Here is a 22,969-nt window from a genome sequence, read left to right as displayed (position 1 = left end):
CCCAGAACCCGGGGCCGTGCGGCCCGGGAGCTCACTTGAAGAAGGCGATTCCGTCGTCCGGCATGTCGTCGGGCAGGGCCTTGGCCCAGCGCTCGACGTCCTCCGGGGTGACGACCTTCTTCAGGTGCGCCGACATGTAGGGGCGCAGCTCGACCTCGGGGGTCTGCTTCTCGCCGACCCACATCAGGTCGCTCTTGACGTAGCCGTACAGCCGCTTGCCGCCGCTGTAGGGATCGGCGGCGGCGGTGCGCGCCACCGCGTCCGTCACCAGGTCGATCTGCGGCTTCTGGTCGGCCAGCTCGCCGTACCAGATCTCGATGACGCCGTCGTCGCGGGTCATCGTCACCTCGACCTTGCGGGCGGCGTCGATCCGCCAGAAGCCGTGCTCGGACTCCAGGGGCCGGACCTTATTGCCGTCCCCGTCGAGCACCCAGGTGTGGGAGCTGTACTCCAGGAAGTCCCGGCCGTCGTGGGCGAAGGAGACCTCCTGCCCGAAGTTGCACTTCTCGGCGCCGGGGAAGTCGTGCACCCCGGCGCCCGTCCAGTCGCCGAGCAGGAAGGCGAGCGGCACGAGGTCCTTGTGGAGGTCGGACGGGATCTCGATCATCAGTGACAGTTCCTGGACGTGGGCGGTCAGCGCTGGCCCTGGTACAGCTTCTTCACGGCCAGCCCGGCGAAGGCGAGGACGCCGACGCAGACCAGAGCCAACAGGGCTGAGAAGAAGATCTCCACGGGTGCTCCTTGAGCGGGTGCGGTGCGGTTCGTGTACACAGGTCCGGCCCCCAGCTTACGCGGCCGGGACCCGGCCCCGTCGTGCACCCGGTTGCTTACCATGCAGCCATGGCGAAGAAGCTTGTGATCAAGGTGACCGCGGGGGCCGACGCCCCCGAACGCTGCTCGCAGGCGTTCACGGTGGCGGCGGTGGCCGTGGCGAGCGGGGTCGATGTCTCCCTGTGGCTCACCGGCGAGTCCGCGTGGTTCGCGTTGCCGGGCCGTGCCGCGGAGTTCGAGTTGCCGCACGCGGCCCCGCTGCCCGACCTGCTGGACTCGATCGTCGCGGGAGGACGTCTCACCCTGTGCACGCAGTGCGCGGCCCGTCGGGACATCACGGAGAAGGACGTCATCGAGGGCGTACGGATCGCGGGCGCGCAGGTGTTCGTGCAGGAGGCGCTGGCGGACGACACACAGGCACTCGTGTACTGAGGAGCCACGCCTGTCGGCCTCTCACCGGGGCGGCCTCGGTCCCTTCTTGCCGTCCAGTTCGTCCCACCATTCGTCGGACTGGGGGTCGCCGGAGGGGTCGTCCCACCAGCGGTCCTCGGGGCCGCGCCGATTGGCGATCATCGCGGCGACCGGCGGTATGACCATGGCCACCACGCACATGCCCACGGCCGCCGGCACCGACCACAGTCGCACGACGCCCCAGGCCAGGACGAACAACACGATGCACGTCCCCATCATGGCGAAGTAGACATGACGCCTGCGCGCGTACATGTCTCCAGCCTAGAACCGAACAGCGCGAAGGGCCGCATCCCGGCGTCCGGCCCGGGATGCGGCCCTTCGGTCGTCACTGGCCCCGCGGACGAATCCGCGGGACGAGCCCTCACACCGCGATGGCGACCTCGGCCAGCCCGCCCTGCTGGGCGACGACCGTGCGGTCGGCGCTGCCGCCGGGCACCAGGGCACGGACGGTCCAGGTGCCCTCGGCCGCGTAGAAGCGGAACTGTCCGGTGGCGGAGGTCGGGACCTCGGCCGTGAACTCACCGGTCGAGTCCAGCAGCCGGACGTAGCCCGTCACCGGCTCGCCGTCACGGGTCACCTGACCCTGGATGGTGGTCTCGCCGGGCTTGATCGTCGAAGCGTCCGGGCCACCGGCCTTCGCACCGCACATGGCGTACTCCTGAAGTGGTCTAGTGGTCTGGAAAGGTCGGCCGGTAGGGCTTACTTGCCGTCGCCGAGCTCGATCGGCACACCGACGAGGGAGCCGTACTCGGTCCAGGAGCCGTCGTAGTTCTTGACGTTCTCCACGCCCAGCAGCTCGTGCAGCACGAACCAGGACAGCGCGGAGCGCTCACCGATGCGGCACAGGGCGATGGTGTCCTTCGACAGGTCGATCTGCTCGTCCTCGTAGAGCTTCTTGAGCTCCTCGTCGGACTTGAAGGTGCCGTCGTCGTTGGCGTTCTTGGACCACGGGATGTTGCGGGAGCTCGGCACGTGGCCGGGGCGCTGCGACTGCTCCTGCGGCAGGTGGGCCGGCGCGAGCAGCTTGCCGCTGAACTCGTCGGGCGAACGCACGTCGACGATGTTCTGCACGCCGATGGCGTCCACGACCTCGTCGCGGAAGGCGCGGATGGACAGGTCCTGCGGCTTGGCCTGGTACTCGGTCTTCGCCCGCTCCGGCACCTCGTCGCCGGCGACCAGCTCGCGGGCGTCCAGCTCCCACTTCTTGCGTCCGCCGTCGAGGAGCTTGACGTTCTCGTGGCCGTACAGCTTGAAGTACCAGTAGGCGTACGCGGCGAACCAGTTGTTGTTGCCGCCGTAGAGGACGACCGTGTGGTCGTTGGAGATGCCCTTCTCCGACAGGAGCTTCTCGAAGCCCGCCTGGTCGACGAAGTCACGGCGGACCGGGTCCTGGAGGTCCTTGGTCCAGTCGATCCGGATGGCGTTCTTGATGTGGTTCTTCTCGTAGGCGGTGGTGTCCTCGTCCACCTCGACGATGGCGATCGTCGGGTCGTCCAGGTGCTCCTGGACCCAGTCGGCGTCGACCAGTACGTCGTTGCGGCTCATGTTCTGTCTCCTCCGGGGCAGTTGCGGCGGGGCGTGCGGGTAGAGAGGCTGCGCGCCCCTACGGGGCCGGCGCACGGACGCCCCTCAGGGGGGCGAGGCGGGAAAGCGGGAAACCGGGAAACCGGGAAAACACGGACGGCGATGCGACCGCTCAGAAGGGTCGACAGAGCATGGCGGCGACGCGGCACAGGTCGACTGCCCGCCGCTTCGTGAGATCCGCTTGTCCTCGCGCTCGGAGGACGCTCGTCTGACACTGCATGCCGTCGATCGTAGGGAGGACAGGGCGGGCGTGTCACCGACGTGTCACATGCTGATACAGGATTGCCCGCCACATGAGACGGCTGTGCTGCCGGGCCTGCCCCCGCACACCCCGGGCGGAGCCGCGTGCGCCGTCACATCTGCTCTACGGACGCCTTCGTCTCGCCTGTCGGACGTCTGAGGTCCGTCGGGGGTCCGGCGGGGATCCCCGGAGGGCCCGCCGCTCGCTACCTACCCGGCCAGGCGGACGTCGGAACCCTTCACGGTGATGTGGACGCCGCCCTCCGCCGCCTCGACCTTGTCCAGCTTGATGCCGCCGGGCAGGCCGTTGATCTTCTGCTCGAAGTCGGTGATCGCCCGCACCCGCGTCTCGGCGATCTCGACGCCGCCGAACTTCGGCAGCCCGTCCGCCCGCACCCGCACGGTGTCGCCGTCCACGACCGTCACGGAGCTGAGCACGGAGACCGGCTCGGGCAGCTTGGTACCCAGGACGGTGGCCTCCACCGTCACCTTGATCTTCCCGTTGCCGCCGTCGGAGAGGCCGACGACGTTGGCGGTGACACCGGGGGCCACCTGCGTGGAGTCGGACTTGGCGGTCTTGAGCAGCTCGTCGTAGGCGACGGTCGCGGTGCCGGTCGCGGCGGCGGCGGTGGCGGAGCTGAAGTCGCTGGAGAACTCGACGCCCTCCATGTCGGCGCGCAGGTCGGCGATGCGGATGTTCTTCGCGCCGTCGCCGGTGGTGGCCTCGTAGCCCTCGATGCCGATCTGCACCTCGTCGAGGGTGCCTCCGGCGACCTGGGTGAGGAAGGGGAAACCGTTGATGGACACGTCGGGAGTGGCGGCGAGGTTCTCCGTCGACTTGAGCCGGTCGGCCACCTCGCCCTCCGCGAAGTTGACCGCGACCCGGTCCACGATCACGAAGATGCCGCCCAGAATCACGACGACGACCAGCAGTATTCGCAGTGCGCGCATGCGGTTGGTTCCCCCACCTGGCTAGGTGCTTTCGACGGCAGTCCCCCACGGACGGCCGGGCAGCCGTCCTGCGCGAGGGTAACCCGCAAGGCCGGGGAAACCCCGGGATTGTCGATCACCTGTGACAGGGACCGCAGGTCCGCCGGTCGTCAGTGCCGTCAGTGCCGTCAGCCGGCGACGCGCCCCAGTACGTACACCGCCGGTGCCGCCGCGGCCAGCGGCAGGGCCACCCCGGCCGTGAAGTGGACGAACCGGGACGGGTAGTCGTAGCTCGCGACGCGGTGCCCGATCAGGGCGCACACCGCCGCGCCCGCACCGATCAGCGCGCCCGAGGCGCCGAACCCCGTCATCCCGCCGACCGCCGCGCCCGCACCCGCCGCCACGAGCAGCGCGACCACGACGGACGCCGGCGTCGGCAACGGCAGCGCACGCGCCACGACCGCCGCCGCCAGCGCGACCCCGCCGACCGTCACCGCGTCGGCGTCGGCCGCCAGGTGTCCGCTCGCCACGATCGCCAGCGCCGACGCGGCGACCGTCGCCGTCAGGCCGTACATCCGCTCGTCGGGGTCGGCGTGCGAGCGCAGCTGCAGCACCAGCGACAGCACCACCCACACCCCCAGCGTGCCGAGGACGGCCGACGGTGAGCGGTCGGACGCCAGCAGCGCCACGTCGGCGACCAGCGCCCCGAGGAAGCCCAGGGCGATGCCCTGCCGCGCGGGCCACATCCCGTTCAGCCGGAACCAGCCCGCGGCGGTGAGCCCCTGGAGGGCCACCAGCGGTACGAGCAGGGCGTACGTACCCAGCGCCGCCCCGCCGGCGAGCAGCAGCCCCAGCAGCGCGGTGAGCGCCGCCGGCTGCATGCCGGGCTCGATGATCGGCGAGCGCCCCTCCGCGCGGGCGCGCTGCGCGTCCGTGACCCGGGTGTTGCCGGCGAGGGTGGCGGGCCCGTACTCGGGACCGTCAGCGGGAGCGGAGGGTGCGGGCGGGGGTGCGGGTACGGCCCCGGCGGCGGGGACGGCGCCCGCCGGGGCCCCGTGGGCCTGGGCCGCGCCGTACCCGGCGTACACCGCGGGCCCGCCGTGCCCCTGCGGGGGCGGTGGGGTCTGCGGCAGGTACGACGTCTCCTCCGCCGGGGTCGCCGCCGGGACCGGCGGCTGCATCTGCGTCTCCCACGTCTGCCCCTGCCACTGCTGCGTGTACTGCAGCGCGGCGTGCGGGTCCTCGTGGCCCGGCTGACCCCCAGGCCACGCCTGCGGCCCGGGCTGCCGGTACTGCTGGTGCTGCTGGGGCTGGGGCCGCCCGTGGGGGTCGTGGCCCCGCTGTCCCTCGTACCCGTCGTAGCCCTGATACGGCTGGTTGGTCATCGCTCACCCTCCTGCGAACGGCGGGAGCACCTCGACCGTGCCGCCCTCGGCCAGCCGTACCGTCTCATGTTCGCGGGTGCCCACGGGATCACCGTCGACGAGGAAGGAGCACCGCCGCAGGACGCGCGTGAGTTCGCCGGGGTGCTGCTCGCGCGCCGCGTCGAGCGCCTCGGCGAGCGTGGCCGCCTCGAGCGTCTCCTCGGCCACCCCGGCCGCGGCCTTGGCGGCGGCCCAGTACCGCACCGTGACCTTTGCCATCTGCTGGTTCCTCAATCGGGTTGACGGTGAACACGGTCAGGCTAGCCCGCCCGGGCCACCACCCAGTCCCCGATCCGGTGCAACAGCCCGTCGGACACCGCGTTCTCCGCGTGCCCCATGCCCGGCTCCACCCACAGTTCCCCGTGCTCGCCGGCCGCGGCCGCCAGCATGCGCGGATGGTCGAGCGGGAAGTAGCCGTCGCGGTCGCCGTGCACGACCAGCAGCGGCGTCGGCGCGAGGCGCGGCACCGCCTCGACGGGGGACAGCGGAACGGGGTCCCAGTCCCGGCGGTGGATCCGCGTCCGCAGCCCGTACCGACCCACCAGCCGCCCCGAGGGCCGGGTCACCAGCCAGTGCAGCCGCCGCATGGGAGCCGTCCCCCGGTAGAACCACCGGGCGGGCCCGCTGACGGACACCACGGCATCCGGACCGCCCGCACCCCCGGCACCACCCGCGTCGAGCGCCGCGTGCCGCAGCACCACCGAGCCGCCCATCGAGAACCCGACCGTCGCCACGCGCGCGTGCCCCAGTTCCCGCGCCCACGACACCGCCGCCGCCAGATCCAGCACCTCGCGGTCCCCCACCGTGGACCGCCCGCCCGAGGCTCCGTGCCCACGGAAGGAGAACGTCACGACCGCCCCGTGCCGCGCGAAAGCCCGCGCCACCCTGCGTACGTGCGGCCGGTCCGCGTGCCCCGTGAACCCGTGCGCGATCACGAACACCGGTTCACGGGAGGGTGGGCGGAAGCCGTTGTTCCCGGCCGCCGCCGACACGGCGGCCGATTCGTACACGGAATCGATCCGTACGCCGTCCGCGGTACACAGAAACGTCCGCAAAGACGTACCACCACGTGGTGCGCCGTGCGTCTCGGAATTCGGACGAATGGCGGAACGTGCCACATGACCTGCCGGACCGGTGCTCATGTCGGCTATTCTGCGGGGGAGAGGACTCGGGCAGCGAAGCCCCCGGGTCCTTTTGTGCTTTCGGAAGCGTTGTATACGACGCGGGAGACCGCCGGTGTACGGGCCGTCGAACGCACGAAGCAAGCCGCAGACTCCCCCACTGCCCCGACGGCGTGGGAGGTACCCCCACCGCAGGGACCGAGGAGGAACCAGACGTTATGGGCGAGCGAACCGTGCACGACCGTATGACGACCCGGAAGTGGGCAGCACCCGCGCCGGACCGGGAGCCCGACAGCCGGCTCCGCGAGCTCGGCTCCCGGCGCCGAGATCTCGAGGGAGGGGTGCGATGAGTTCACTGCTCCTGCTGACCAACGCCCTCCAGCCCTCGGCGGAGGTGCTCCCCGCCCTCGGCCTGCTGCTCCACAACGTGCGCGTGGCCCCGGCTCAGGGTCCCGCCCTGGTCGACACCCCCGGCGCCGACGTCATCCTCGTCGACGGCCGGCGCGACCTCCCGCAGGTCCGCAGCCTCTGCCAGCTGCTGCGCTCCACCGGCCCCGGCTGCCCCCTCGTCCTCGTGGTGACCGAGGGCGGCCTCGCCGCCGTCACCGCGGACTGGGGCATCGACGACGTCCTCCTCGACACCGCCGGACCGGCGGAGGTGGAGGCCCGGCTGCGGCTCGCCATGGGCCGGCTGCAGATCACCGGCGACGACTCCCCCATGGAGATCCGCAGCGGTGACCTGTCCGTCGACGAGGCGACCTACAGCGCCAAGCTGAAAGGGCGCGTCCTCGATCTCACCTTCAAGGAGTTCGAGCTGCTGAAGTACCTCGCCCAGCATCCCGGCCGGGTGTTCACCCGCGCCCAGCTGCTGCAGGAGGTCTGGGGCTACGACTACTTCGGCGGCACCCGCACGGTCGACGTCCACGTACGGAGACTGCGGGCCAAGCTCGGCCCCGAGCACGAGTCGCTGATCGGCACCGTCCGGAACGTGGGTTACCGATTCGTTACGCCGGAGAAGGGCGAGCGGGCCAAGGAGGGCAAGGGCGAGGCCGCCGACCGGCAAAAGGCGGCGGATACGGACGAGAAAGCCGTCCGGGGAACCACGGAGACACGGACGCAGGCGTGAGATTTCGCGCGCGTTCGCGGGCACGCGCCGTTTTCCCGCCCTTCCCCGCCGTTCTCCGCTGTTCACAGACTCCTTCTTGCTCTGCCAGGACCGGTTATATCCGCGTAGACTCCGCGCGTGGCCAAGGTGACAAGGGATGACGTGGCGCGGCTGGCGGGTACCTCCACCGCCGTCGTCAGCTATGTCATCAACAACGGACCCCGGCCGGTCGCCCCGGCCACACGCGAACGCGTACTCGCCGCGATCAAGGAGCTGGGGTACCGGCCCGACCGGGTCGCCCAGGCGATGGCGTCACGGCGCACGGACCTGATAGGCCTGATCGTCCCGGACGCGCGCCAGCCCTTCTTCGGGGAGATGGCGCACGCGGTCGAACAGGCCGCGGCCGAGCGCGGGAAGATGGTGCTCGTCGGGAACTCCGACTACATCGGCGAACGCGAGGTCCACTACCTGCGGGCGTTCCTGGGGATGCGCGTCTCCGGGCTGATCCTGGTCAGCCACGCGCTCAACGACCTCGCCGCCGCGGAGATAGACGCCTGGGACGCCCGGGTCGTCCTGCTGCACGAGCGCCCCGAGGCCATCGACGACGTCGCCGTCGTCACCGACGACCTCGGCGGCGCCCAGCTCGCCGTCCGCCACCTGCTGGAACACGGCTACGAGTACGTGGCCTGCGTCGGCGGCACCGCGGAGACCCCCGCCGTCGGCGACCCGGTCTCCGACCACGTCGAGGGCTGGCGGCGGGCGATGAAAGAGGCCGGCATCCCGACCGAGGGCCGCCTCTTCGAGGCCCCGTACAACCGCTACGACGCCTATCGCGTCGGGCTCGACATCCTCTCCGGGCCGAACCGCCCGCCCGCGATCTTCTGCTCCACCGACGACCAGGCGATCGGCGTGCTGCGCGCGGCGCGCGAGCTGCGCATCGACGTGCCCGGCGAGCTCGCGGTCGTCGGGTTCGACGACATCAAGGAGGCGGCGCTCACCGATCCGCCGATGACCACGGTCGCCTCCGACCGTTCGGCGATGGCCCGCGCGGCGGTCGACCTCGTCCTCGACGACGGGCTGCGGGTGGCCGGCTCGCAGCGCGAGCGGCTGAAGGTCTTCCCGTCCGGACTGGTGGTCCGCCGCTCCTGCGGCTGCGCGTAGCGGTCGGACCGCCGACTGGACCACTGCCCGGGCCGGCGACTGGGCCACTGACCGGGCCGCCGGGGATATCTTTATATCGGGCATACGATGTTCTGTCGGACTTCTCAGCGGGCACTCAGGGTGCTCTCATGGTCGGACGGGAGGCTCGTTGACATGACCGAATCCTCTCGCCGCAGCGGCGAGCACGAGAACCCGCACGCGAGCGGCCCGCAGCACTCCTCCTCCTCGGTGAACCCCGAGTGGCCGCCCCCGCCGGTGTTCGCGCCGGGGCATCCGGTCGCCGCCGGCACCGCCGGACCCCGCCGGAAGAGGAACCGGGGCCCGGCCGCCCTGCTCGCCGCCGTGGCGATCGTGGCGGCGGCCGTGGGCGGCGCCACCGCCTACGGCATCCAGGAGCTGACCGGCAACGGCACCGTCGCCTCGTCGAGCGCGAGCAGCGCCCCCGTGGTGCCGACCGGTCAGAAGGGCACGGTCTCCGGCGTCGCCAAGACGGTCAGCCCGAGCATCGTCGAGATCAACGCCACCTCCAACGCCGGATCGTCCACCGGCTCCGGTGTGATCATCACCAAGGACGGCGAGATCATCACCAACAACCACGTCGTCGCCGGTGCCTCCTCGATCAAGGTGCGGACCAGCGACGGCACGACGTACACCGCGGACCTCGTCGGCACGGAGAGCTCGAAGGACCTCGCGCTGATCAAGCTGAACGACGCCTCGAACCTGAAACCGGCCACCCTCGGCGACTCCGACCGCGTACAGGTCGGCGACGAGGTCGTGGCGATCGGCTCCCCCGAGGGCCTGACCGGCACCGTCACCAGCGGCATCGTCTCGGCGCTCAACCGTGACGTGACCGTCTCCACCGACGGGAGCCAGGGTCAGCAACAGCAGGGACAGCAGGGCGGCTGGCCCTTCGGGTTCGGCGGGCAGCAGTTCAACGGCGACACCGGCGGGTCCACGACGACGTACAAGGCGATCCAGACCGACGCGTCCCTGAACCCCGGGAACTCCGGCGGCGCGCTGATCGACATGAACGGCGCCATCATCGGCATCAACTCCGCGATGTACGCGCCGAGCGGCAGCGGCTCCTCCTCGTCCGACGCCGGCAGCGTGGGCCTGGGCTTCGCCATCCCGGTCAACACGGTCAAGGCGGACCTCCCGGCCCTGCGGTCCGGCGCCATGAACTGACGGCGCCGCGAACCACCGCCGCACGCGGTACGCACCGATCCGATTCGGTTCCCACCCGAGGAGCCCGAAATGATCACACAGGCCAAGCAGATCAAGCGGGTCACCCACGAGGTCCCCGGCGCCGACCCGGCCGGTCTCGCCCTCGCGCTGGAGGTCGCGGCCGAGCTGCCCACCCCGGTACGGCGGGCCCCGGAGCCGGAGGTCGCCCCGGCCACGACCCGCCGCAGGACTGCCAACGGGCACGGACACCGCCGCACCGCGCGCGGCTGATCCGCGGCGCACGCGCCCCGGGCACTCGTGCGAGCCTGGGATCCTGAGAGTTCGAGCTCCCAGCCCCGCGTTCCCCCCAGTCCAGCAGACCAGCAGCCCGACACACCGCCGGCCCGACACCCCGGCAGACCAGAGGAACCCCGACCCCATGAGCCCCGCAGACGGCGACCGTGACCGCGACCCCCAGCGCATCCTGATCGTCGACGACGAGCCGGCGGTGCGCGAAGCGCTCCAGCGCAGCCTGGCCTTCGAGGGATACGGCACCGAGGTCGCCGTCGACGGTGCGGACGCCCTGGAGAAAGCCGCGGCCCACCGGCCCGACCTGGTCGTCCTCGACATCCAGATGCCCCGGATGGACGGCCTGACCGCCGCCCGCCGCATCCGGGCCACCGGCGACACCACCCCCATCCTGATGCTGACCGCCCGGGACACGGTCGGCGACCGGGTGACCGGGCTGGACGCCGGGGCGGACGACTACCTGGTCAAGCCGTTCGAGCTGGACGAGCTGTTCGCCCGTATCCGCGCGCTGCTGCGCCGCAGCTCGTACGCCGCGGCCGTGGCCGGCGCCGCGGAGGAGAACGACGTCCTGGCCTTCGCCGACCTGCGCATGGACCTGGCGACCCGCGAGGTGACGCGGGGCACGCGACGGGTGGAGCTGACCCGTACGGAGTTCACGCTGCTGGAGATGTTCATGGCGCACCCGCGCCAGGTGCTCACGCGTGAGCAGATCCTGAAGGCGGTCTGGGGTTTCGACTTCGAGCCGTCGTCGAACTCCCTCGACGTGTACGTCATGTACCTGCGCCGCAAGACCGAGGCCGGCGGCGAACCGCGCCTGGTGCACACGGTGCGGGGCGTCGGCTACGCCCTGCGGCAGGACGGCGCGGAGTGACGGCTCTGGCCCGCCGGTTCCGCGCGCTGCCCATCCGGGCGCGGCTGTCGCTGCTGGTGGCGGCGGCGGTGGCGTTCGCGGTGGCGGCGGTGTCGGTGACGTGCTGGTTCATCGTGCAGGGGAAGCTGTACGCGGAGCTCGACGGCGACCTGCAGTCGTCGGTCGTCGCGTTGGACAAGAACCAGCTCGACAGAATCGTCGACACCTGTAGCCAGACACCTTCGTGGACGGACGCCATCGGCCCGCAGAGCGGGAGTTACGGCCAGTTGGTGAGAACGGACGGCACCGTTTGCCTGCTGCCTTTCGCCTCGGCCGCGGTCAAGGTCACCGGCGGCGACAAGGACGTGGCGAAGAACCCGGACCCCGACTCCGCACGGTTCCGCAACGGCGTCGACAGCAACGGTGACCAGGTACGCGTGCTGACCACCGCGGTCACCGTCAAGATCCCCCTGGGCCGGGGCACGGCCAATGACTACGCCTATGTCGCCGCCGTTCCTCTCGACAGCACCCAGTCGACGCTCAACGACCTCGCGCTGATACTGCTCCTCGTCTCCGGCGTCGGAGTGCTCGGCGCGGCCGCGGCGGGGCTCGCGGTCGCCCGCGCCGGTCTGCGTCCCGTCGACAAGCTCACCGAGGCCGTGGAGCACGTGGCGCGCACCGAGGACCTGGGCGTCCGCATCCCCGTGGAGGACGACTCCGAGGACGAGGTCGCCCGCCTCTCCCGCTCCTTCAACTCGATGACGTCCGCCCTGGCCAGCTCCCGCGACCTGCAGCAGCAGCTCATCGCGGACGCCGGCCACGAGCTGCGCACCCCGCTCACCTCCCTCCGTACCAACATCGAACTCCTCACCCGCAGCGAGGAGACGGGCCGCCCGCTCCCCGCCGAGGACCGCAAGGCGCTGCTCGCCTCGGTCAAGGCGCAGATGACGGAACTGGCGGCGCTCATCGGCGACCTGCAGGAGCTGTCCCGGCCGGACACCGGCCAGCACGAGGGCCGTGCACAGATCGTCGCCTGGCAGGACGTCGTGGAGTCGGCGCTGCGCCGCGCCCGGCTGCGCGGCCCGGAGCTGACCATCACGGCAGACCTCCGGCCCTGGTACGTACGCGCGGAGCCCTCCGCGCTGGAGCGGGCCCTGGTCAACATCCTGGACAACGCGGTGAAGTTCAGCCCGGAGGGCGCCACGATCGACGTACGGCTCACCGACGGCGTCCTCAGCGTCCGCGACCACGGCCCCGGCATCGCCGCCGACGAACTCCCCTACGTCTTCGACCGCTTCTGGCGCTCCCCCACCGCCCGCGCCCTCCCCGGCTCGGGCCTCGGTCTGTCCATCGTGGCCCGCACGGTCCAGCAGGCGGGCGGCGAGGTCACCCTGACCCGCGCGGACGGCGGCGGCACGACCGCCACGATCCGCCTCCCCGGCGCCCCCACCCCACCACCCGAGGTGCCGTGACGGGACAAGGCCGCGAGCCGGGCGGTCACGGCTTCGCGGGGCCCTCTTCCCGCTCCGCCGGGCTCGGACACCGCGAGAGTTCGCGGAACAGGCCCCACGCGTCGGCGTCCGTATCACGCACCCCGAGCGACAACCGCGCAAGCGGGACAAGCGAGCCGGCCGGCGGTCGAAGTCCCACCCGGAACCTCCGCCCGAACGGGGTCGGGACGCGGATTCACCTACTGACTGACGGAGCGCCTTCCGGGGCATTGAGCAAGGCGGGCGGCAGGTAGGCGGACCGGACGCGCAAGTCCCAGCCGTGTACCTGGACTGCCAGTGCGGCCAGGGCGATGATCTTCTGCGGAAGCAGGCTGCGGAGCGCCGCATCGGGCGGTGCGCTCTCCCGGTGCTGGGCCAGACGATGCGCCAGAGCCTGTTCGAAGGCTGACTGGTTGTCCTCCAGGAGCACGCGCAGCAGTCGCTGGTCCGGCGTCAGGGTGCCGAGGGCGTTCAGTCGTAGCGCCGCATCGAGGCGTTCGTCGACCTATCGAGGCGGCCCAGTTGGACTCGGGTGAGCAGGTGCTCGCGGGTGCCAGGGCCGTGCTCGGCGACCTGAAGGCCGGTGAGCGGGCGGTGCGCTTCGCGCTCACCGGGGCGACGGAGTCCCTGGACGACGTCCTGCGGGTCGCGGTCAGCCGGGGGGAACGCATCGGGGCGGGTGGTGGCAGGTGACACACCCAACCACCCCCGTCCGGTATCTCCCGCGTTCTACCGTGGACCTCCGGCCCCCACGTCACACCCCGGCCGGAGATGAGGAGCCGACCATGGCCCACGAGGTGGATCCGAACTCCTGCGAAAGGACACCCGAAGCGATCCGAGCGGCCCTGCAACGGCGCCGGGACTGGTTGCAGGCCTTCGAGCAGGAGTGGCTGAGCGCCGCCGCCGACTTCGACCAGTCGGCGCTCGACGCCGTGGTCGACAAGTGGTTCCCCTTCGCCTGCGCCTGCGCCACACCGGGCTACCTCGACGACGTCGAACAGACCGTCAAGCGCATGACGGAGGACGACACCGACGGCCTCGTGTTCCGCGACGCGCAGGGCCACGGCTATGACGCGGCCGGCCGACCCGTCGAGGCGGGCGGACGCCGGTGAGCGCATACTCCATCCGGTACGTGGACCGCGCGGCGGCGCGAAAGGCCGCGTTACCGGAATCCCAACGGACGTCGCTCGAGAACCTCGAGAAGCTGCTCACCCTCAACCCGTTCGGTCCGCCGGCGCTCAGCAACCGTGACAACAGCTGGTCCGCGGGCTTCCAGGGCGGCTTCGTCACCTACGTCGTGTCCAACCGCCACGTCGTCATCAACGTCATCGACCTCGTGGCCCTCTGACACCGAGGACGCGTGTGACACGCTGGGATCATGAAGACACCCCCGAACGGCCTGCCTGTCTACCGCGTGCTGACCGGTCCTGACGACGTGGCGTTCTGCCGTCGTGTGAGCGAGGCCCTGGCGATGGGTTACCGACTCCACGAAGGGCCGTCGGTCACGTTCAACGGCGACCGGGTGATCGTCGCGCAGGCGGTCGTGTGGCCCGGAGCGGGAGACACCGCCTCGACGTGACGGGCACGCGCCGGGCGTGCGCACGGTCGGCCCGGCCGGGCGTCTTCCTCATCCGATCGAGTGAGCCGGAGCCGTTTTCCTGGTCAGCCGTACCGCCGCGCCTACCGTGATCGCGTTGCTTGTGCCCTGAGCACGCCCAGCCCACACTTGAGGAGGTGACGCCACCATGACCACTCTTGCGCACGAGAGGCCCGAGACCATGTCGGAGATCAGGACCGCGGCCGGGCTGGAGAACGAAACCGAGAACGGACCCGACCTGGACGAGGTCGTGTGGCAGGCATGGAAGGCTGTGGAACTCCCGGAGGGCTACCGCGCCGAGATCATCGAGGGAGCCATCGAGGTGTCGCCCACCGGTCGCCTGTCCCATGCCCGGATCGCCAACCGGCTGCGCAACGCGCTGGTGCGTTTCCTGGGAGACGGCGAGTACTCGGCGTACCAGGACGCCAATGTCATCTTCCGGCACAAGGGATGGATCCCCGATGTCTTCGTCGCACCGGAGGACCTGGAGCCGTATGCGGACGAGGACGGGCTCGGTGTCGATGCGGCGGCGGTTCGTCTGGTGGTCGAGGTGGTCTCTCCGGGAAAGCGCCACGAGGACCGCGACCGGGTCGGGAAGCGCCGTGAGTACGCCCGCGCCGGCATTCCCGTGTACGTGATCATCGACGACTACGACGCCCAGGGCACCGTCACCGTCCTCACCGAACCACGGCCCGACAAGGCCGACTGGCTGGGCGTCGTGCGGGTCCCCTACGGAACCGATGTCGACATCCCGAAGGGCCCCGCCACGGGCTTCGTGATCGGAGAGGCGATCACCGGCCCCAAGCGGACCTGACCCGGAACGGGGAGGAGGGGCCCGGCACCCATGGGCCTCGTACGGCCTGCCGGATGTGCCGGGCCCCTCCCGAGGGCCGTCCGCCGACTACTGCACGACCGTGATGCGGTCCGCCGCAGGCGGAGCGAGCGGGGTCGTGGGGGAGGAGTTGGCCGTCAGGTACTGCTCCAGGGCCGTCAGGTCGTCGTCGCCGACCAGGTCGGCCGTGCCCTCGCCGAGGGTCGGGAAGCCGTCGCCGCCGCCCGCGAGGAAGCTGTTCGTGGCGACGCGGTAGGTGGCGGCCGGGTCGATCGCGGAGCCGTTCAGCCTGATGGAGTCCGTGACCACCCGGTCCGCGCCGGTCCTGGTCAGGTCCAGGGTGTAGGTCAGGCCGGCGGAGATCTGGAGGATCTTCGGCGCCGCCTCGTTCGCGCCGCTCACCTGCTCCTTGAGGGCCTGGATCAGCTGCGCGCCGGTGAAGTCCTGGAGGTTGACCGTGTTGGCGAACGGCTGGACGGTGAAGCCCTCGGCGTAGGTGACCACGCCGTCGCCCTCGGCGGCGCTCGCCGCGTAGGTGAGGGGAGCGCGGATGCCGCCGGGGTTCATCAGGGCCAGGTCGGTCTCCGGGGCCAGCGTCCGGCCGTACGCCAGTTGGGCGTCGGCGATCAGGTCGCCGAGCGGGGACTCGATGGTGCCGTCCTTGACGATGTCACCGGAGATGTAGCCGATCGGCCGGTTGCCGATGGGGGCGGCGAGGGTGTTCCACTTGTCGATCAGCCGGGTCATGTCCGGCGCCTTCGGGACGTCCCGCGTCACCACGTGGTTCGCCGACTTCACGGCCGTACGGGCGATGTCACCTGTCGCACGGTCGTACGTCAGCGTCGTGTCCGTGTAGAGGCGGCCGAAGGACGCGGCCGAGGTGACCATGCGGGGCTTGCCCGCCGGGTCCGGGATCGTGCACACGTACGCCGCGTGGGTGTGACCGGTGACCAGTGCGTCCACCTGGGGCGAGACGTTCTTGGCGATGTCGGCGATCGGGCCGGAGATGCCGTCGCCGGCGCCCGGGGAGTCGCAGTCGTAGTTGTAGGAGGACGAGGCGGGGAAGCCGCCCTCGTGCACCAGGGCCACGATCGACTTCACGCCCTGGCGCTGGAGCTCCTTGGCGTACTTGTTGATCGTCTCGACCTCGTCCTTGAAGGACAGGCCCTTCACGCCCTCCGCCGAGACGATGTCGGGGGTGGCCTCCAGCGTCACGCCGATGAAACCGACCTTGACGCCCTTGTGCTTCCACACCCAGTACGGCTTCAGGACGGGCTTGCCCGTCTTCTCGTTCAGGACGTTGGCCGCCAGGTACGGGAAGTCGGCGCCCTTGAACTTCTTGTCCGTGTAGCAGCCCTCGACGGGGTGGCAGCCGCCGTTCTGCAGGCGGCCCAACTCCTTGGCGCCCTCGTCGAACTCGTGGTTGCCGACGGAGGTGACGTCCAGGTCGAGCTTGTTCAGCGCCTCGATCGTGGGCTCGTCGTGGAAGAGGCCGGAGATGAGGGGGGACGCGCCCACCATGTCGCCACCGGCCGCGGTGACGGAGTAGCGGTTGCCCTTGCGGGCCTCGCGCAGGTGGGTGGCGAGGTACTCCACGCCGCCCGCGTCGACGGTCGTCGTCGTACCGTCCGGGTGCAGTTCGGTGACCCGGCCCGAGGATCCCGTCGGGGGCTCCAGGTTGCCGTGCAGGTCGTTGAAGGACAGCAGCTGCACGTCCTGGTAGCGGCCCGGGTGGCCCGTGTGGTGGCCGTGCCCGTGCGCCGTGCCGCCCTTGCTCTCACCCGCGCTCGCCGCCTCCGCGGGCAGGGTGGCCGCGGCCAGCGCGCCGACGGTGAGCACACCGGCGGCGGTCACCAGGAGACGGTTCGTACGGCGTCTGCGGCGCGGACGGTACGTCAAAGATGTGGACGTGGGTGTGGCTGGCATGCGCCCCCCTGCGGGTCTGCGGGTCTGCGTGGGTCGGAGTCGGCCGGGGCCTGTCTACGCGGGACCGGGCCGGGCCCGCGTGAGGCGCGCGCGCCGACCACCCGGCGCAGCCTAGGGTCAACGCGCGTAGCGCGACAGGGGGTTCGTGGTTACATCCTGGTTATCTTTCGCGTCCCGGCACCGGTCGTGCCGGGCCCGGGTCCGGTCGTACCGTGCGGTCGGGGCCGCGTCCGATGCCGCCGCCGTCCGTTTTCGGCGCCCGCCGCTTACCCTCGTACGCATGACCAGCGACGACTTCGCACGGCCGGGCCGCACCCGCTCGCTCCAGACGTACACCGCGCTCTCCCCGAAGCAGGTCGAGGCGGTTCTCGCCCTGCTCGACGAGGCCGCCCGGACCGATGGCCAGCAGGCGGTGTCCGAGCAGGGGCGGTTGCAGCTGCGCGGCGGGGAACGGGCGGGCGTGACCCATCTGTTGCTCTCCCTCGTCCGCGAGGGAAGCGAGGGCAAGGACGACGAACTCGTCGGGTACGCCCAACTGGAGGACACCGACCCGGTCGAGCCGCCGGCCGCCGAGCTGGTCGTGCACCCCTCTCACCGGGGGCAGGGACACGGGCGGGCGCTCGGGTCCGCGCTGCTCGCCGCCTCCGGCAAGCGGCTGCGGATGTGGGCGCACGGCGGTCACTCCGCGGCCCGCCATCTCGCCCAGGTCCTCGGGCTCACCCTCTTCCGCGAACTGCGGCAGATGCGGAGGCCGTTGGCTGGATTGGAGCTGCCCGACCCGGTGCTGCCGGAGGGCGTGACGGTGCGGGCCTTCGTCCCCGGACAGGACGACGCCGCCTGGCTCGCGCTGAACGCCGCCGCCTTCGCCCACCACCCCGAGCAGGGCGCCCTCACCCAGCGCGACCTGGACGACCGCAAGGCCGAGCCCTGGTTCGACCCCGAGGGCTTCTTCCTCGCCGAGCGGGACGGCCGGCTCGTCGGCTTCCACTGGACCAAGGCGCACCGGGCGGAGGGGCTCGGTGAGGTGTACGTCCTCGGCGTGAGCCCGCAGGCCCAGGGCGGCGGCCTCGGCAAGTCCCTGACGACGATCGGCCTGCGGTACCTGGCGGAGCAGGGGCTGCCCACCGCGATGCTGTACGTCGACGCCGACAACAAGGCGGCCGTGGCCGTCTACGAACGGCTGGGCTTCCTCACCCACGAGACGGACCTGATGTACCGGACGGAGACCTGACAGATCTGACAGATCTGACAGACGGGAGGGACCGGAGAGGCCGGAAAGGCCGGACTCGCGACCTGCGTACCGGCTCCGCCCCGCACACCGTCCAGGCCTCCACGGCCGCGCACAGCAGGATCCTCCAGCGGTCATGGTCGGCCGCTGTCGCTGCGGCGGACGCGGCGCCGGCCAGGGCCGGGGTCGCCGCCGCCTTGCGAGGACGCCGCAGAGCGGGACGGGCAGCGGTGCGGCCGCGTCCACCGCAGCGACAGCGGCCGGCGCGACGAGGACCAGGCGCAGGGCGTGCCGGACGACGCCCCCCGGCTCCGGCCCGCCGTCTTCGCCGAGGGTCCGGATCCAGCCCCCGGCGCGAGCCCGCTCGGAGCGGACGCATACGGTCGGCGGAGGGCCGGGGGGCCGACCCGGGGCGGGCGACACCGTCACCCCGGTGCGGGGCACATGATCGACGTGGGGACATACCGCCGGGAATGTGCGGTTCGCACCCCGGACGCGCTCCCCGCGAGCCGCCTCCCGATATCCCACACGTCATGTCTCCGTAACCGCTGATTCAGACAGTCTTGCGACGCTCAGCGAATGAATCCCGCCGCCTCAGAGCCACCGCCGCCCCGGAGGGGCGACTGGGACGTCCCAGGGGCACCATCCATCCCACCCGCGTTTTCCGACGCGCCCGTGAGGCTGCCGGCGCGGAACAATGGATCCATGAGCCAGCCGAACGTCAACGCAAAGGCACAGGTACAGCAAGCGCAGCCCTCCGTGGGCTCCATCGCCGCACACCGGCCGCCCACCGTGGCCGGTACGGTCTCCGACCTGGCACCCGACATCGACGCGGATCTCGACGCCTACGAGGAGTCGCAGACGGGCGGCGAACCGCTGCCCCAGGGTCGATTCCTCGACCGTGAGCGCAGCTGGCTCGCGTTCAACGAGCGGGTTCTCGAACTCGCCGAGGACCCCGCCACCCCGCTGCTCGAGCGGGCCAACTTCCTCGCGATCTTCGCCAGCAACCTGGACGAGTACTTCATGGTCCGGGTGGCCGGCCTGAAGCGCCGTATCGCCACCGGCGTCGCCGTCCGCTCCGCCTCCGGCCTCCAGCCGCGCGAGGTGCTGGAGATGATCTGGGGCCGCTCGCGCGAGCTGATGGCGCGGCACGCCGCCTGCTTCCACGAGGACGTCCTCCCCGCGCTGACGGACGCGGGCATCCACCTGGTCCGCTGGAGCGAGCTGACGGAGAAGGAGCAGGCCCGCCTGTTCACCCTCTTCCGGCACCAGATCTTCCCCGTGCTGACCCCCCTCGCGGTCGACCCGGCGCACCCCTTCCCGTACATATCGGGCTTGTCGCTGAACCTGGCCGTGGTCGTGCGCAACCCGGTCACCGGCCACAAGCACTTCGCCCGGGTCAAGGTGCCGCCGCTGCTGTCCCGCTTCCTGGAGAGCTCCCCGGGCCGCTACGTCCCCGTCGAGGACGTCATCGCCGCCCACCTGGAGGAGCTGTTCCCGGGCATGGAGGTGCTGCAGCACCACGCCTTCCGGCTCACCCGCAACGAGGACCTGGAGGTCGAGGAGGACGACGCGGAGAACCTGCTCCAGGCCCTGGAGAAGGAGCTCATGCGGCGCCGCTTCGGGCCGCCGGTGCGCCTCGAGGTCGAGGAGTCCATCGACCGCGACGTCCTGGACCTGCTGGTGCGCGAGCTGAAGATCGGCGAGGCCGAGGTGTACCCGCTGCCGGGACCGCTCGACCTCACCGGTCTCTTCCGGATCCACCGCCTCGACCGGCCCGAGCTGAAGTACCGCGCGTTCGTCGCCGGCACCCACCGCGACCTCGCCGAGGTCGAGTCGGCGTCGGCGCCCGACATCTTCGCCGCGCTCCGCAGCCGGGACGTGCTCCTGCACCACCCGTACGACTCGTTCTCCACGTCCGTGCAGGCCTTCCTGGAGCAGGCCGCCGCCGACCCGGACGTCCTCGCCATCAAGCAGACCCTGTACCGGACCTCCGGCGACTCCCCGATCGTCGACGCGCTGATCGAGGCCGCCGAGGCCGGCAAGCAGGTCCTCGTCCTGGTCGAGATCAAGGCCCGCTTCGACGAGCACGCCAACATCAACTGGGCGCGCAAGCTGGAGGAGGCCGGCTGCCACGTCGTCTACGGCCTGGTCGGTCTGAAGACCCACTGCAAGCTGTCCCTCGTGGTCCGCCAGGAGGGCGAAGCGCTGCGGCGTTACTGCCACGTCGGCACCGGCAACTACCACCCCAAGACGGCCCGGCTCTACGAGGACATCGGCCTGCTCACCGCCGACCCGCAGGTCGGCGCGGACCTCTCCGACCTGTTCAACCGCCTCTCCGGCTACTCCCGCCGCGAGACGTACCGGCGGTTGCTCGTCGCGCCCAAGTCCCTGCGCGACGGTCTGATCTCACGGATCGACAAGGAGGCCCAGCACCACCGGGCCGGCCGCCCCGCCTACGTCCGCATCAAGGTCAACTCGATGGTGGACGAGGCGATCATCGACGCCCTCTACCGGGCGTCGCAGGCGGGGGCGCCGGTGGACGTGTGGGTGCGCGGGATCTGCGCGATCCGGCCGGGCGTCGAGGGCCTGTCGGAGAACATCCGGGTCCGTTCCGTCCTCGGCCGCTTCCTCGAACACTCCCGTGTCTTCTGCTTCGGCAACGGCGGCGAGCCCGAGGTGTGGTTCGGCAGCGCGGACATGATGCACCGCAATCTGGACCGCCGTATCGAGGCCCTGGTCAGGGTCACCGACCCCGCCCACCGGGCGGCGCTGAACCGGCTGCTGGAGACCGGCATGTCCGACGCCACCTCGTCCTGGCACCTCGGCTCGGACGGAACGTGGACCCGACACGCGGTGGACGCGGACGGCCGGCCCCTGCGGCACGTCCAGGAGATGCTCATTGACGCCCGGAGGCGCCGGCGTGGCACAGCAACACCTTGAACCGACGGGTCCCGACCCCGTGCTCGGCCCGGTGACCGGCCCGGTGCCCGCGGGGGCCCTCGCCGGTTATCTGCGGGCCCAGGCCACCGAGTTCCTGCGCGCGCTGCGCCTCCACCGGGAGGCGGGGGCGGGCGCGGCGTCCTCGGAGGGTTCCGTCGAGGCGACGCTCGCGCTGCGCCGCTCGGCCCGCCGGATCAGCGGCAGCCTGCACACCTTCCAGGCGGTCCTGGACCCCGACTGGTCCGAGGCGATGCGCCCGGAACTGGCCTGGGTCTCCGGCACGCTGGCCCTGGAGCACGCCTGCTCGGCACGCCTGGAGCGGCTGCTCCTGGCCCTGCACCGGCTGTCGGGCACGGTGTTCCCGGCCCAGGCGGACGCCGGGAGCGGAACCGGGACGGCCCGGCCGTCCCCCCCGACCGCCGCCGCCACCGGGGCGAGCGCGCGTACGGCGACCGCCTCCGGCCCCACCGGGACGGCGACCGCCACCGCGGTGTCCGAACGCGGCAAGCTCACCGTGGGTGCCGCGAAGGCCGGTGCCCTGCTGGACCGGCAGCTCACCCTGGCCCGGACCCGGGCGCACTCCACGGCGCTGCAGGCCCTCGGCTCCTCCCGTTTCCACGCGGTCGCCGACAAGGTCGCCGTGCTGGCCAGTGAGGTTCCGCTGACCCCGGCCGCCGGCTCCGCCGACCTGCGCCCGCTGGCCGAGGCCGCGCGGGAACGGCTCGTCGACGCCGTCGCCGCGCTGCCCCTGGTCACCGCGGGCAGCCCGTACAACGCGGAGGCTCTGCTGCACGGGCTGTCGCCGGACCCGGCACCGCATCCGCAGGACGTCCCCTGGCACCAGGTCCGCCTGCTGCTGCGCCTGCACCGGTACGCCCGCGAGGTCCTGTGCGCCGCCGTCCCGGCCCCCACCGGCAGCACCGAAGGCCCCACGGACCGCGCCGGAGGCACCGACGGCACCGCCCCGGCACCGCCCCCGAGCGTCGGCCTCGTCGCCGCGGGCGAAGCCCTGGACCGGCACCGGGACGCCTCCGAGGCGTCGGCGGCCGCGGCGCACGCCGCCCGTACCCCGCGGATCGCCCCGGCCACGGCGTACGCGCTCGGCGTGCTCCACGCGGACCAGCGGCACGACGTGGAGGCGGCGCGGTACGCGTTCCAGCACTGCTGGCAGACGGACGTCGTCGGCTCGTTGTAGGGAGGCGCCCGGTGAGCCCGTCCGACAGCCCCCGCCGGCCCGCGGACCCGTCCCCGGGCCCGGCCGCCGTCACACTCACCGTCCAGGCGGCCGGCTGTGTCCTGTGGCGCCGCTCCCCCGTTGAGGGGACGCTCGAACTGTGTCTCGTGCACCGTCCCAAGTACGACGACTGGTCCTGGCCCAAGGGCAAGCTGAAGCGCGGCGAGGACCCGCTCGCCGGAGCGCTGCGCGAGGTCGCGGAGGAGACCGGCCACTGGGCGGTGCCGGTCGCGGAACTCCCGTCGGCGCACTACGTGGCGAACGGCCGGCCGAAGCGGGTCCGGTACTGGGCCGCCGAGGCCGTCTCCGGCACGTTCACCCCCAACGACGAGGTGGACCGCATCCTCTGGCTCCCCCCGCACATGGCCCGCCGCCGGCTCACCGAGCCGAGGGACGCGGATCTGGTGGACGCCCTGCTCGCCACCTTCCGCCCGGCCCGGTAGCGTCCGCCCGCCCCTGCGGCAGCCCCTCTGTCACCACCCGCACCACCTCCGGACAACGCGCAGGCAGCCTTCCGGCAACGCCCGGACGACGACCCGGCCGTGGCCCCCCGTCGTACGGGACTGCCCCGTTCCGGCCCGGTATCCAC

The 22,969-nt window shown here is 71.7% G+C and carries 26 protein-coding genes and 1 pseudogene; 16 read left to right on the top strand and 11 right to left on the bottom strand.

Annotation, left to right across the window (positions count from 1 at the left end; all coding sequences use genetic code 11):
- Positions 1–31 precede the first annotated feature (31 nt).
- Entirely contained in the window at positions 32–607 is a 576-nt protein-coding gene (locus DIZ27_RS16765; RefSeq protein ID WP_109379228.1) for an FABP family protein, read from the bottom strand.
- 233 nt (positions 608–840) lie between these two features.
- Between DIZ27_RS16765 and DIZ27_RS16755 the strand changes: the two genes are divergently transcribed.
- Positions 841–1,203 carry a DsrE family protein gene (locus DIZ27_RS16755; protein WP_042174837.1) on the top strand — a complete coding sequence of 121 codons (363 nt, stop codon included), beginning with the start codon at positions 841–843 and terminating at the stop codon, positions 1,201–1,203.
- A gap of 21 nt (positions 1,204–1,224) precedes the next feature.
- Here the strand turns inward: DIZ27_RS16755 and DIZ27_RS16750 are convergent, their stop codons facing one another.
- The 8 genes from DIZ27_RS16750 to DIZ27_RS16720 form a co-directional block, all read right to left on the bottom strand.
- Positions 1,225–1,494: a DUF3099 domain-containing protein gene (locus tag DIZ27_RS16750; protein ID WP_109379226.1), complete on the bottom strand. Its 270-nt coding sequence runs from the start codon at positions 1,492–1,494 to the stop codon at positions 1,225–1,227.
- Between the two features lie 109 nt (positions 1,495–1,603).
- Complete coding sequence (locus DIZ27_RS16745) at positions 1,604–1,891, bottom strand: DUF1416 domain-containing protein (protein ID WP_006139129.1); 288 nt, start codon at positions 1,889–1,891, stop codon at positions 1,604–1,606.
- A 50-nt stretch (positions 1,892–1,941) separates the two neighbouring features.
- Positions 1,942–2,787 carry a sulfurtransferase gene (locus DIZ27_RS16740; protein ID WP_109379225.1) on the bottom strand — a complete coding sequence of 282 codons (846 nt, stop codon included), beginning with the start codon at positions 2,785–2,787 and terminating at the stop codon, positions 1,942–1,944.
- A 151-nt stretch (positions 2,788–2,938) separates the two neighbouring features.
- Positions 2,939–3,046, bottom strand: a complete 108-nt coding sequence (locus tag DIZ27_RS48760) for an Ms5788A family Cys-rich leader peptide (RefSeq protein ID WP_350849312.1) — start codon at positions 3,044–3,046, stop codon at positions 2,939–2,941.
- A gap of 230 nt (positions 3,047–3,276) precedes the next feature.
- Entirely contained in the window at positions 3,277–4,017 is a 741-nt protein-coding gene (locus tag DIZ27_RS16735) for a DUF2993 domain-containing protein (RefSeq protein ID WP_109379224.1), read from the bottom strand.
- 167 nt (positions 4,018–4,184) lie between these two features.
- Entirely contained in the window at positions 4,185–5,381 is a 1,197-nt protein-coding gene (locus tag DIZ27_RS16730) for a hypothetical protein (RefSeq protein WP_109379223.1), read from the bottom strand.
- 3 nt (positions 5,382–5,384) lie between these two features.
- The gene (locus DIZ27_RS16725) at positions 5,385–5,639 is read right to left on the bottom strand and encodes a MoaD/ThiS family protein (protein ID WP_109379222.1); all 255 of its coding nucleotides are present in this window, start codon (positions 5,637–5,639) and stop codon (positions 5,385–5,387) included.
- A gap of 41 nt (positions 5,640–5,680) precedes the next feature.
- Positions 5,681–6,562, bottom strand: a complete 882-nt coding sequence (locus DIZ27_RS16720; protein WP_109379221.1) for an alpha/beta hydrolase — start codon at positions 6,560–6,562, stop codon at positions 5,681–5,683.
- A 325-nt stretch (positions 6,563–6,887) separates the two neighbouring features.
- On the opposite strand from DIZ27_RS16720, the gene DIZ27_RS16715 reads away from it, so the two are divergent.
- From DIZ27_RS16715 to DIZ27_RS16690, 6 genes are all read left to right on the top strand, one after another.
- Entirely contained in the window at positions 6,888–7,667 is a 780-nt protein-coding gene (locus DIZ27_RS16715) for a response regulator transcription factor (RefSeq protein WP_109379220.1), read from the top strand.
- 117 nt (positions 7,668–7,784) lie between these two features.
- On the top strand, positions 7,785–8,807 hold the full coding sequence (locus DIZ27_RS16710) for a LacI family DNA-binding transcriptional regulator (RefSeq protein ID WP_109379219.1): 1,023 nt from the start codon (positions 7,785–7,787) through the stop codon (positions 8,805–8,807).
- A gap of 153 nt (positions 8,808–8,960) precedes the next feature.
- The gene (locus tag DIZ27_RS16705) at positions 8,961–9,992 is read left to right on the top strand and encodes a S1C family serine protease (RefSeq protein WP_109379218.1); all 1,032 of its coding nucleotides are present in this window, start codon (positions 8,961–8,963) and stop codon (positions 9,990–9,992) included.
- Positions 9,993–10,061: 69 nt separating this feature from the next.
- Positions 10,062–10,262: a hypothetical protein gene (locus tag DIZ27_RS16700; RefSeq protein WP_109379217.1), complete on the top strand. Its 201-nt coding sequence runs from the start codon at positions 10,062–10,064 to the stop codon at positions 10,260–10,262.
- A gap of 148 nt (positions 10,263–10,410) precedes the next feature.
- Complete coding sequence (locus tag DIZ27_RS16695; RefSeq protein ID WP_109379216.1) at positions 10,411–11,151, top strand: response regulator transcription factor; 741 nt, start codon at positions 10,411–10,413, stop codon at positions 11,149–11,151.
- Positions 11,148–12,602 (top strand): cell wall metabolism sensor histidine kinase WalK, encoded by a 1,455-nt coding sequence (locus DIZ27_RS16690; protein WP_109379215.1) that lies wholly within the window; start codon positions 11,148–11,150, stop codon positions 12,600–12,602. The genes DIZ27_RS16695 and DIZ27_RS16690 overlap by 4 nt, the downstream gene beginning before the upstream one ends.
- Before the next feature lie 214 nt (positions 12,603–12,816).
- Here the strand turns inward: DIZ27_RS16690 and DIZ27_RS16685 are convergent, their stop codons facing one another.
- Positions 12,817–13,095 (bottom strand): Imm49 family immunity protein, encoded by a 279-nt coding sequence (locus DIZ27_RS16685; protein WP_109379214.1) that lies wholly within the window; start codon positions 13,093–13,095, stop codon positions 12,817–12,819.
- A 32-nt stretch (positions 13,096–13,127) separates the two neighbouring features.
- Here DIZ27_RS16685 and DIZ27_RS16680 point away from each other — a divergent pair.
- The 5 genes and pseudogenes from DIZ27_RS16680 to DIZ27_RS16660 all read left to right on the top strand — a co-directional run.
- Positions 13,128–13,313 (top strand): annotated as a pseudogene (locus DIZ27_RS16680) (hypothetical protein); the annotation flags it as partial.
- A 92-nt stretch (positions 13,314–13,405) separates the two neighbouring features.
- Complete coding sequence (locus tag DIZ27_RS16675) at positions 13,406–13,732, top strand: DUF6247 family protein (protein ID WP_109379213.1); 327 nt, start codon at positions 13,406–13,408, stop codon at positions 13,730–13,732.
- Positions 13,729–13,968 (top strand): hypothetical protein, encoded by a 240-nt coding sequence (locus tag DIZ27_RS16670; RefSeq protein ID WP_109379212.1) that lies wholly within the window; start codon positions 13,729–13,731, stop codon positions 13,966–13,968. The genes DIZ27_RS16675 and DIZ27_RS16670 overlap by 4 nt, the downstream gene beginning before the upstream one ends.
- Before the next feature lie 30 nt (positions 13,969–13,998).
- On the top strand, positions 13,999–14,199 hold the full coding sequence (locus tag DIZ27_RS16665) for a DUF1737 domain-containing protein (RefSeq protein WP_109379211.1): 201 nt from the start codon (positions 13,999–14,001) through the stop codon (positions 14,197–14,199).
- 166 nt (positions 14,200–14,365) lie between these two features.
- Entirely contained in the window at positions 14,366–15,031 is a 666-nt protein-coding gene (locus DIZ27_RS16660) for a Uma2 family endonuclease (RefSeq protein ID WP_109379210.1), read from the top strand.
- Positions 15,032–15,118: 87 nt separating this feature from the next.
- On the opposite strand, the gene DIZ27_RS16655 is transcribed toward DIZ27_RS16660, so the two are convergent.
- Positions 15,119–16,975, bottom strand: coding sequence for a bifunctional UDP-sugar hydrolase/5'-nucleotidase (locus DIZ27_RS16655; protein WP_109379209.1), 1,857 nt, complete (start codon positions 16,973–16,975; stop codon positions 15,119–15,121).
- Positions 16,976–17,255: 280 nt separating this feature from the next.
- Here DIZ27_RS16655 and mshD point away from each other — a divergent pair, with 280 nt between their 5' ends.
- From mshD to DIZ27_RS16635, 4 genes are all read left to right on the top strand, one after another.
- Positions 17,256–18,206: a mycothiol synthase gene (mshD, locus tag DIZ27_RS16650; protein WP_109379208.1), complete on the top strand. Its 951-nt coding sequence runs from the start codon at positions 17,256–17,258 to the stop codon at positions 18,204–18,206.
- A gap of 702 nt (positions 18,207–18,908) precedes the next feature.
- Positions 18,909–21,146, top strand: coding sequence for an RNA degradosome polyphosphate kinase (locus DIZ27_RS16645; RefSeq protein ID WP_181383557.1), 2,238 nt, complete (start codon positions 18,909–18,911; stop codon positions 21,144–21,146).
- Positions 21,127–22,341, top strand: a complete 1,215-nt coding sequence (locus DIZ27_RS16640) for a CHAD domain-containing protein (protein ID WP_109379364.1) — start codon at positions 21,127–21,129, stop codon at positions 22,339–22,341. Before DIZ27_RS16645 ends, DIZ27_RS16640 begins: the two co-directional genes overlap by 20 nt.
- 11 nt (positions 22,342–22,352) lie before the next feature.
- Positions 22,353–22,823 (top strand): NUDIX hydrolase, encoded by a 471-nt coding sequence (locus DIZ27_RS16635; protein ID WP_109379207.1) that lies wholly within the window; start codon positions 22,353–22,355, stop codon positions 22,821–22,823.
- Positions 22,824–22,969: the final 146 nt, after the last annotated feature.

Origin of the sequence: Streptomyces sp. NWU339, assembly GCF_003143855.1 — a bacterium.
Classification (GTDB): domain Bacteria; phylum Actinomycetota; class Actinomycetes; order Streptomycetales; family Streptomycetaceae; genus Streptomyces.
This window is presented reverse-complemented; position numbering and strand designations above follow the sequence as displayed.

Excerpts from the sequence above, each read along its gene's own strand:
- DIZ27_RS16660 (WP_109379210.1), top strand. The coding sequence starts at position 14,366 with ATGACCACTCTTGCGCACGAGAGGCCCGAGACCATGTCGGAGATCAGG.
- DIZ27_RS16745 (WP_006139129.1), bottom strand. The coding sequence starts at position 1,891 with ATGTGCGGTGCGAAGGCCGGTGGCCCGGACGCTTCGACGATCAAGCCC.
- DIZ27_RS16700 (WP_109379217.1), top strand. The coding sequence starts at position 10,062 with ATGATCACACAGGCCAAGCAGATCAAGCGGGTCACCCACGAGGTCCCC.
- DIZ27_RS48760 (WP_350849312.1), bottom strand. The coding sequence starts at position 3,046 with ATGCAGTGTCAGACGAGCGTCCTCCGAGCGCGAGGACAAGCGGATCTC.
- DIZ27_RS16725 (WP_109379222.1), bottom strand. The coding sequence starts at position 5,639 with ATGGCAAAGGTCACGGTGCGGTACTGGGCCGCCGCCAAGGCCGCGGCC.
- DIZ27_RS16645 (WP_181383557.1), top strand. The coding sequence starts at position 18,909 with ATGAGCCAGCCGAACGTCAACGCAAAGGCACAGGTACAGCAAGCGCAG.
- DIZ27_RS16715 (WP_109379220.1), top strand. The coding sequence starts at position 6,888 with ATGAGTTCACTGCTCCTGCTGACCAACGCCCTCCAGCCCTCGGCGGAG.
- DIZ27_RS16765 (WP_109379228.1), bottom strand. The coding sequence starts at position 607 with ATGATCGAGATCCCGTCCGACCTCCACAAGGACCTCGTGCCGCTCGCC.
- DIZ27_RS16675 (WP_109379213.1), top strand. The coding sequence starts at position 13,406 with ATGGCCCACGAGGTGGATCCGAACTCCTGCGAAAGGACACCCGAAGCG.
- DIZ27_RS16740 (WP_109379225.1), bottom strand. The coding sequence starts at position 2,787 with ATGAGCCGCAACGACGTACTGGTCGACGCCGACTGGGTCCAGGAGCAC.
- DIZ27_RS16755 (WP_042174837.1), top strand. The coding sequence starts at position 841 with ATGGCGAAGAAGCTTGTGATCAAGGTGACCGCGGGGGCCGACGCCCCC.
- DIZ27_RS16735 (WP_109379224.1), bottom strand. The coding sequence starts at position 4,017 with ATGCGCGCACTGCGAATACTGCTGGTCGTCGTCGTGATTCTGGGCGGC.
- DIZ27_RS16695 (WP_109379216.1), top strand. The coding sequence starts at position 10,411 with ATGAGCCCCGCAGACGGCGACCGTGACCGCGACCCCCAGCGCATCCTG.
- mshD (WP_109379208.1), top strand. The coding sequence starts at position 17,256 with ATGACCAGCGACGACTTCGCACGGCCGGGCCGCACCCGCTCGCTCCAG.
- DIZ27_RS16665 (WP_109379211.1), top strand. The coding sequence starts at position 13,999 with ATGAAGACACCCCCGAACGGCCTGCCTGTCTACCGCGTGCTGACCGGT.
- DIZ27_RS16750 (WP_109379226.1), bottom strand. The coding sequence starts at position 1,494 with ATGTACGCGCGCAGGCGTCATGTCTACTTCGCCATGATGGGGACGTGC.
- DIZ27_RS16705 (WP_109379218.1), top strand. The coding sequence starts at position 8,961 with ATGACCGAATCCTCTCGCCGCAGCGGCGAGCACGAGAACCCGCACGCG.
- DIZ27_RS16730 (WP_109379223.1), bottom strand. The coding sequence starts at position 5,381 with ATGACCAACCAGCCGTATCAGGGCTACGACGGGTACGAGGGACAGCGG.
- DIZ27_RS16720 (WP_109379221.1), bottom strand. The coding sequence starts at position 6,562 with ATGAGCACCGGTCCGGCAGGTCATGTGGCACGTTCCGCCATTCGTCCG.
- DIZ27_RS16655 (WP_109379209.1), bottom strand. The coding sequence starts at position 16,975 with ATGCCAGCCACACCCACGTCCACATCTTTGACGTACCGTCCGCGCCGC.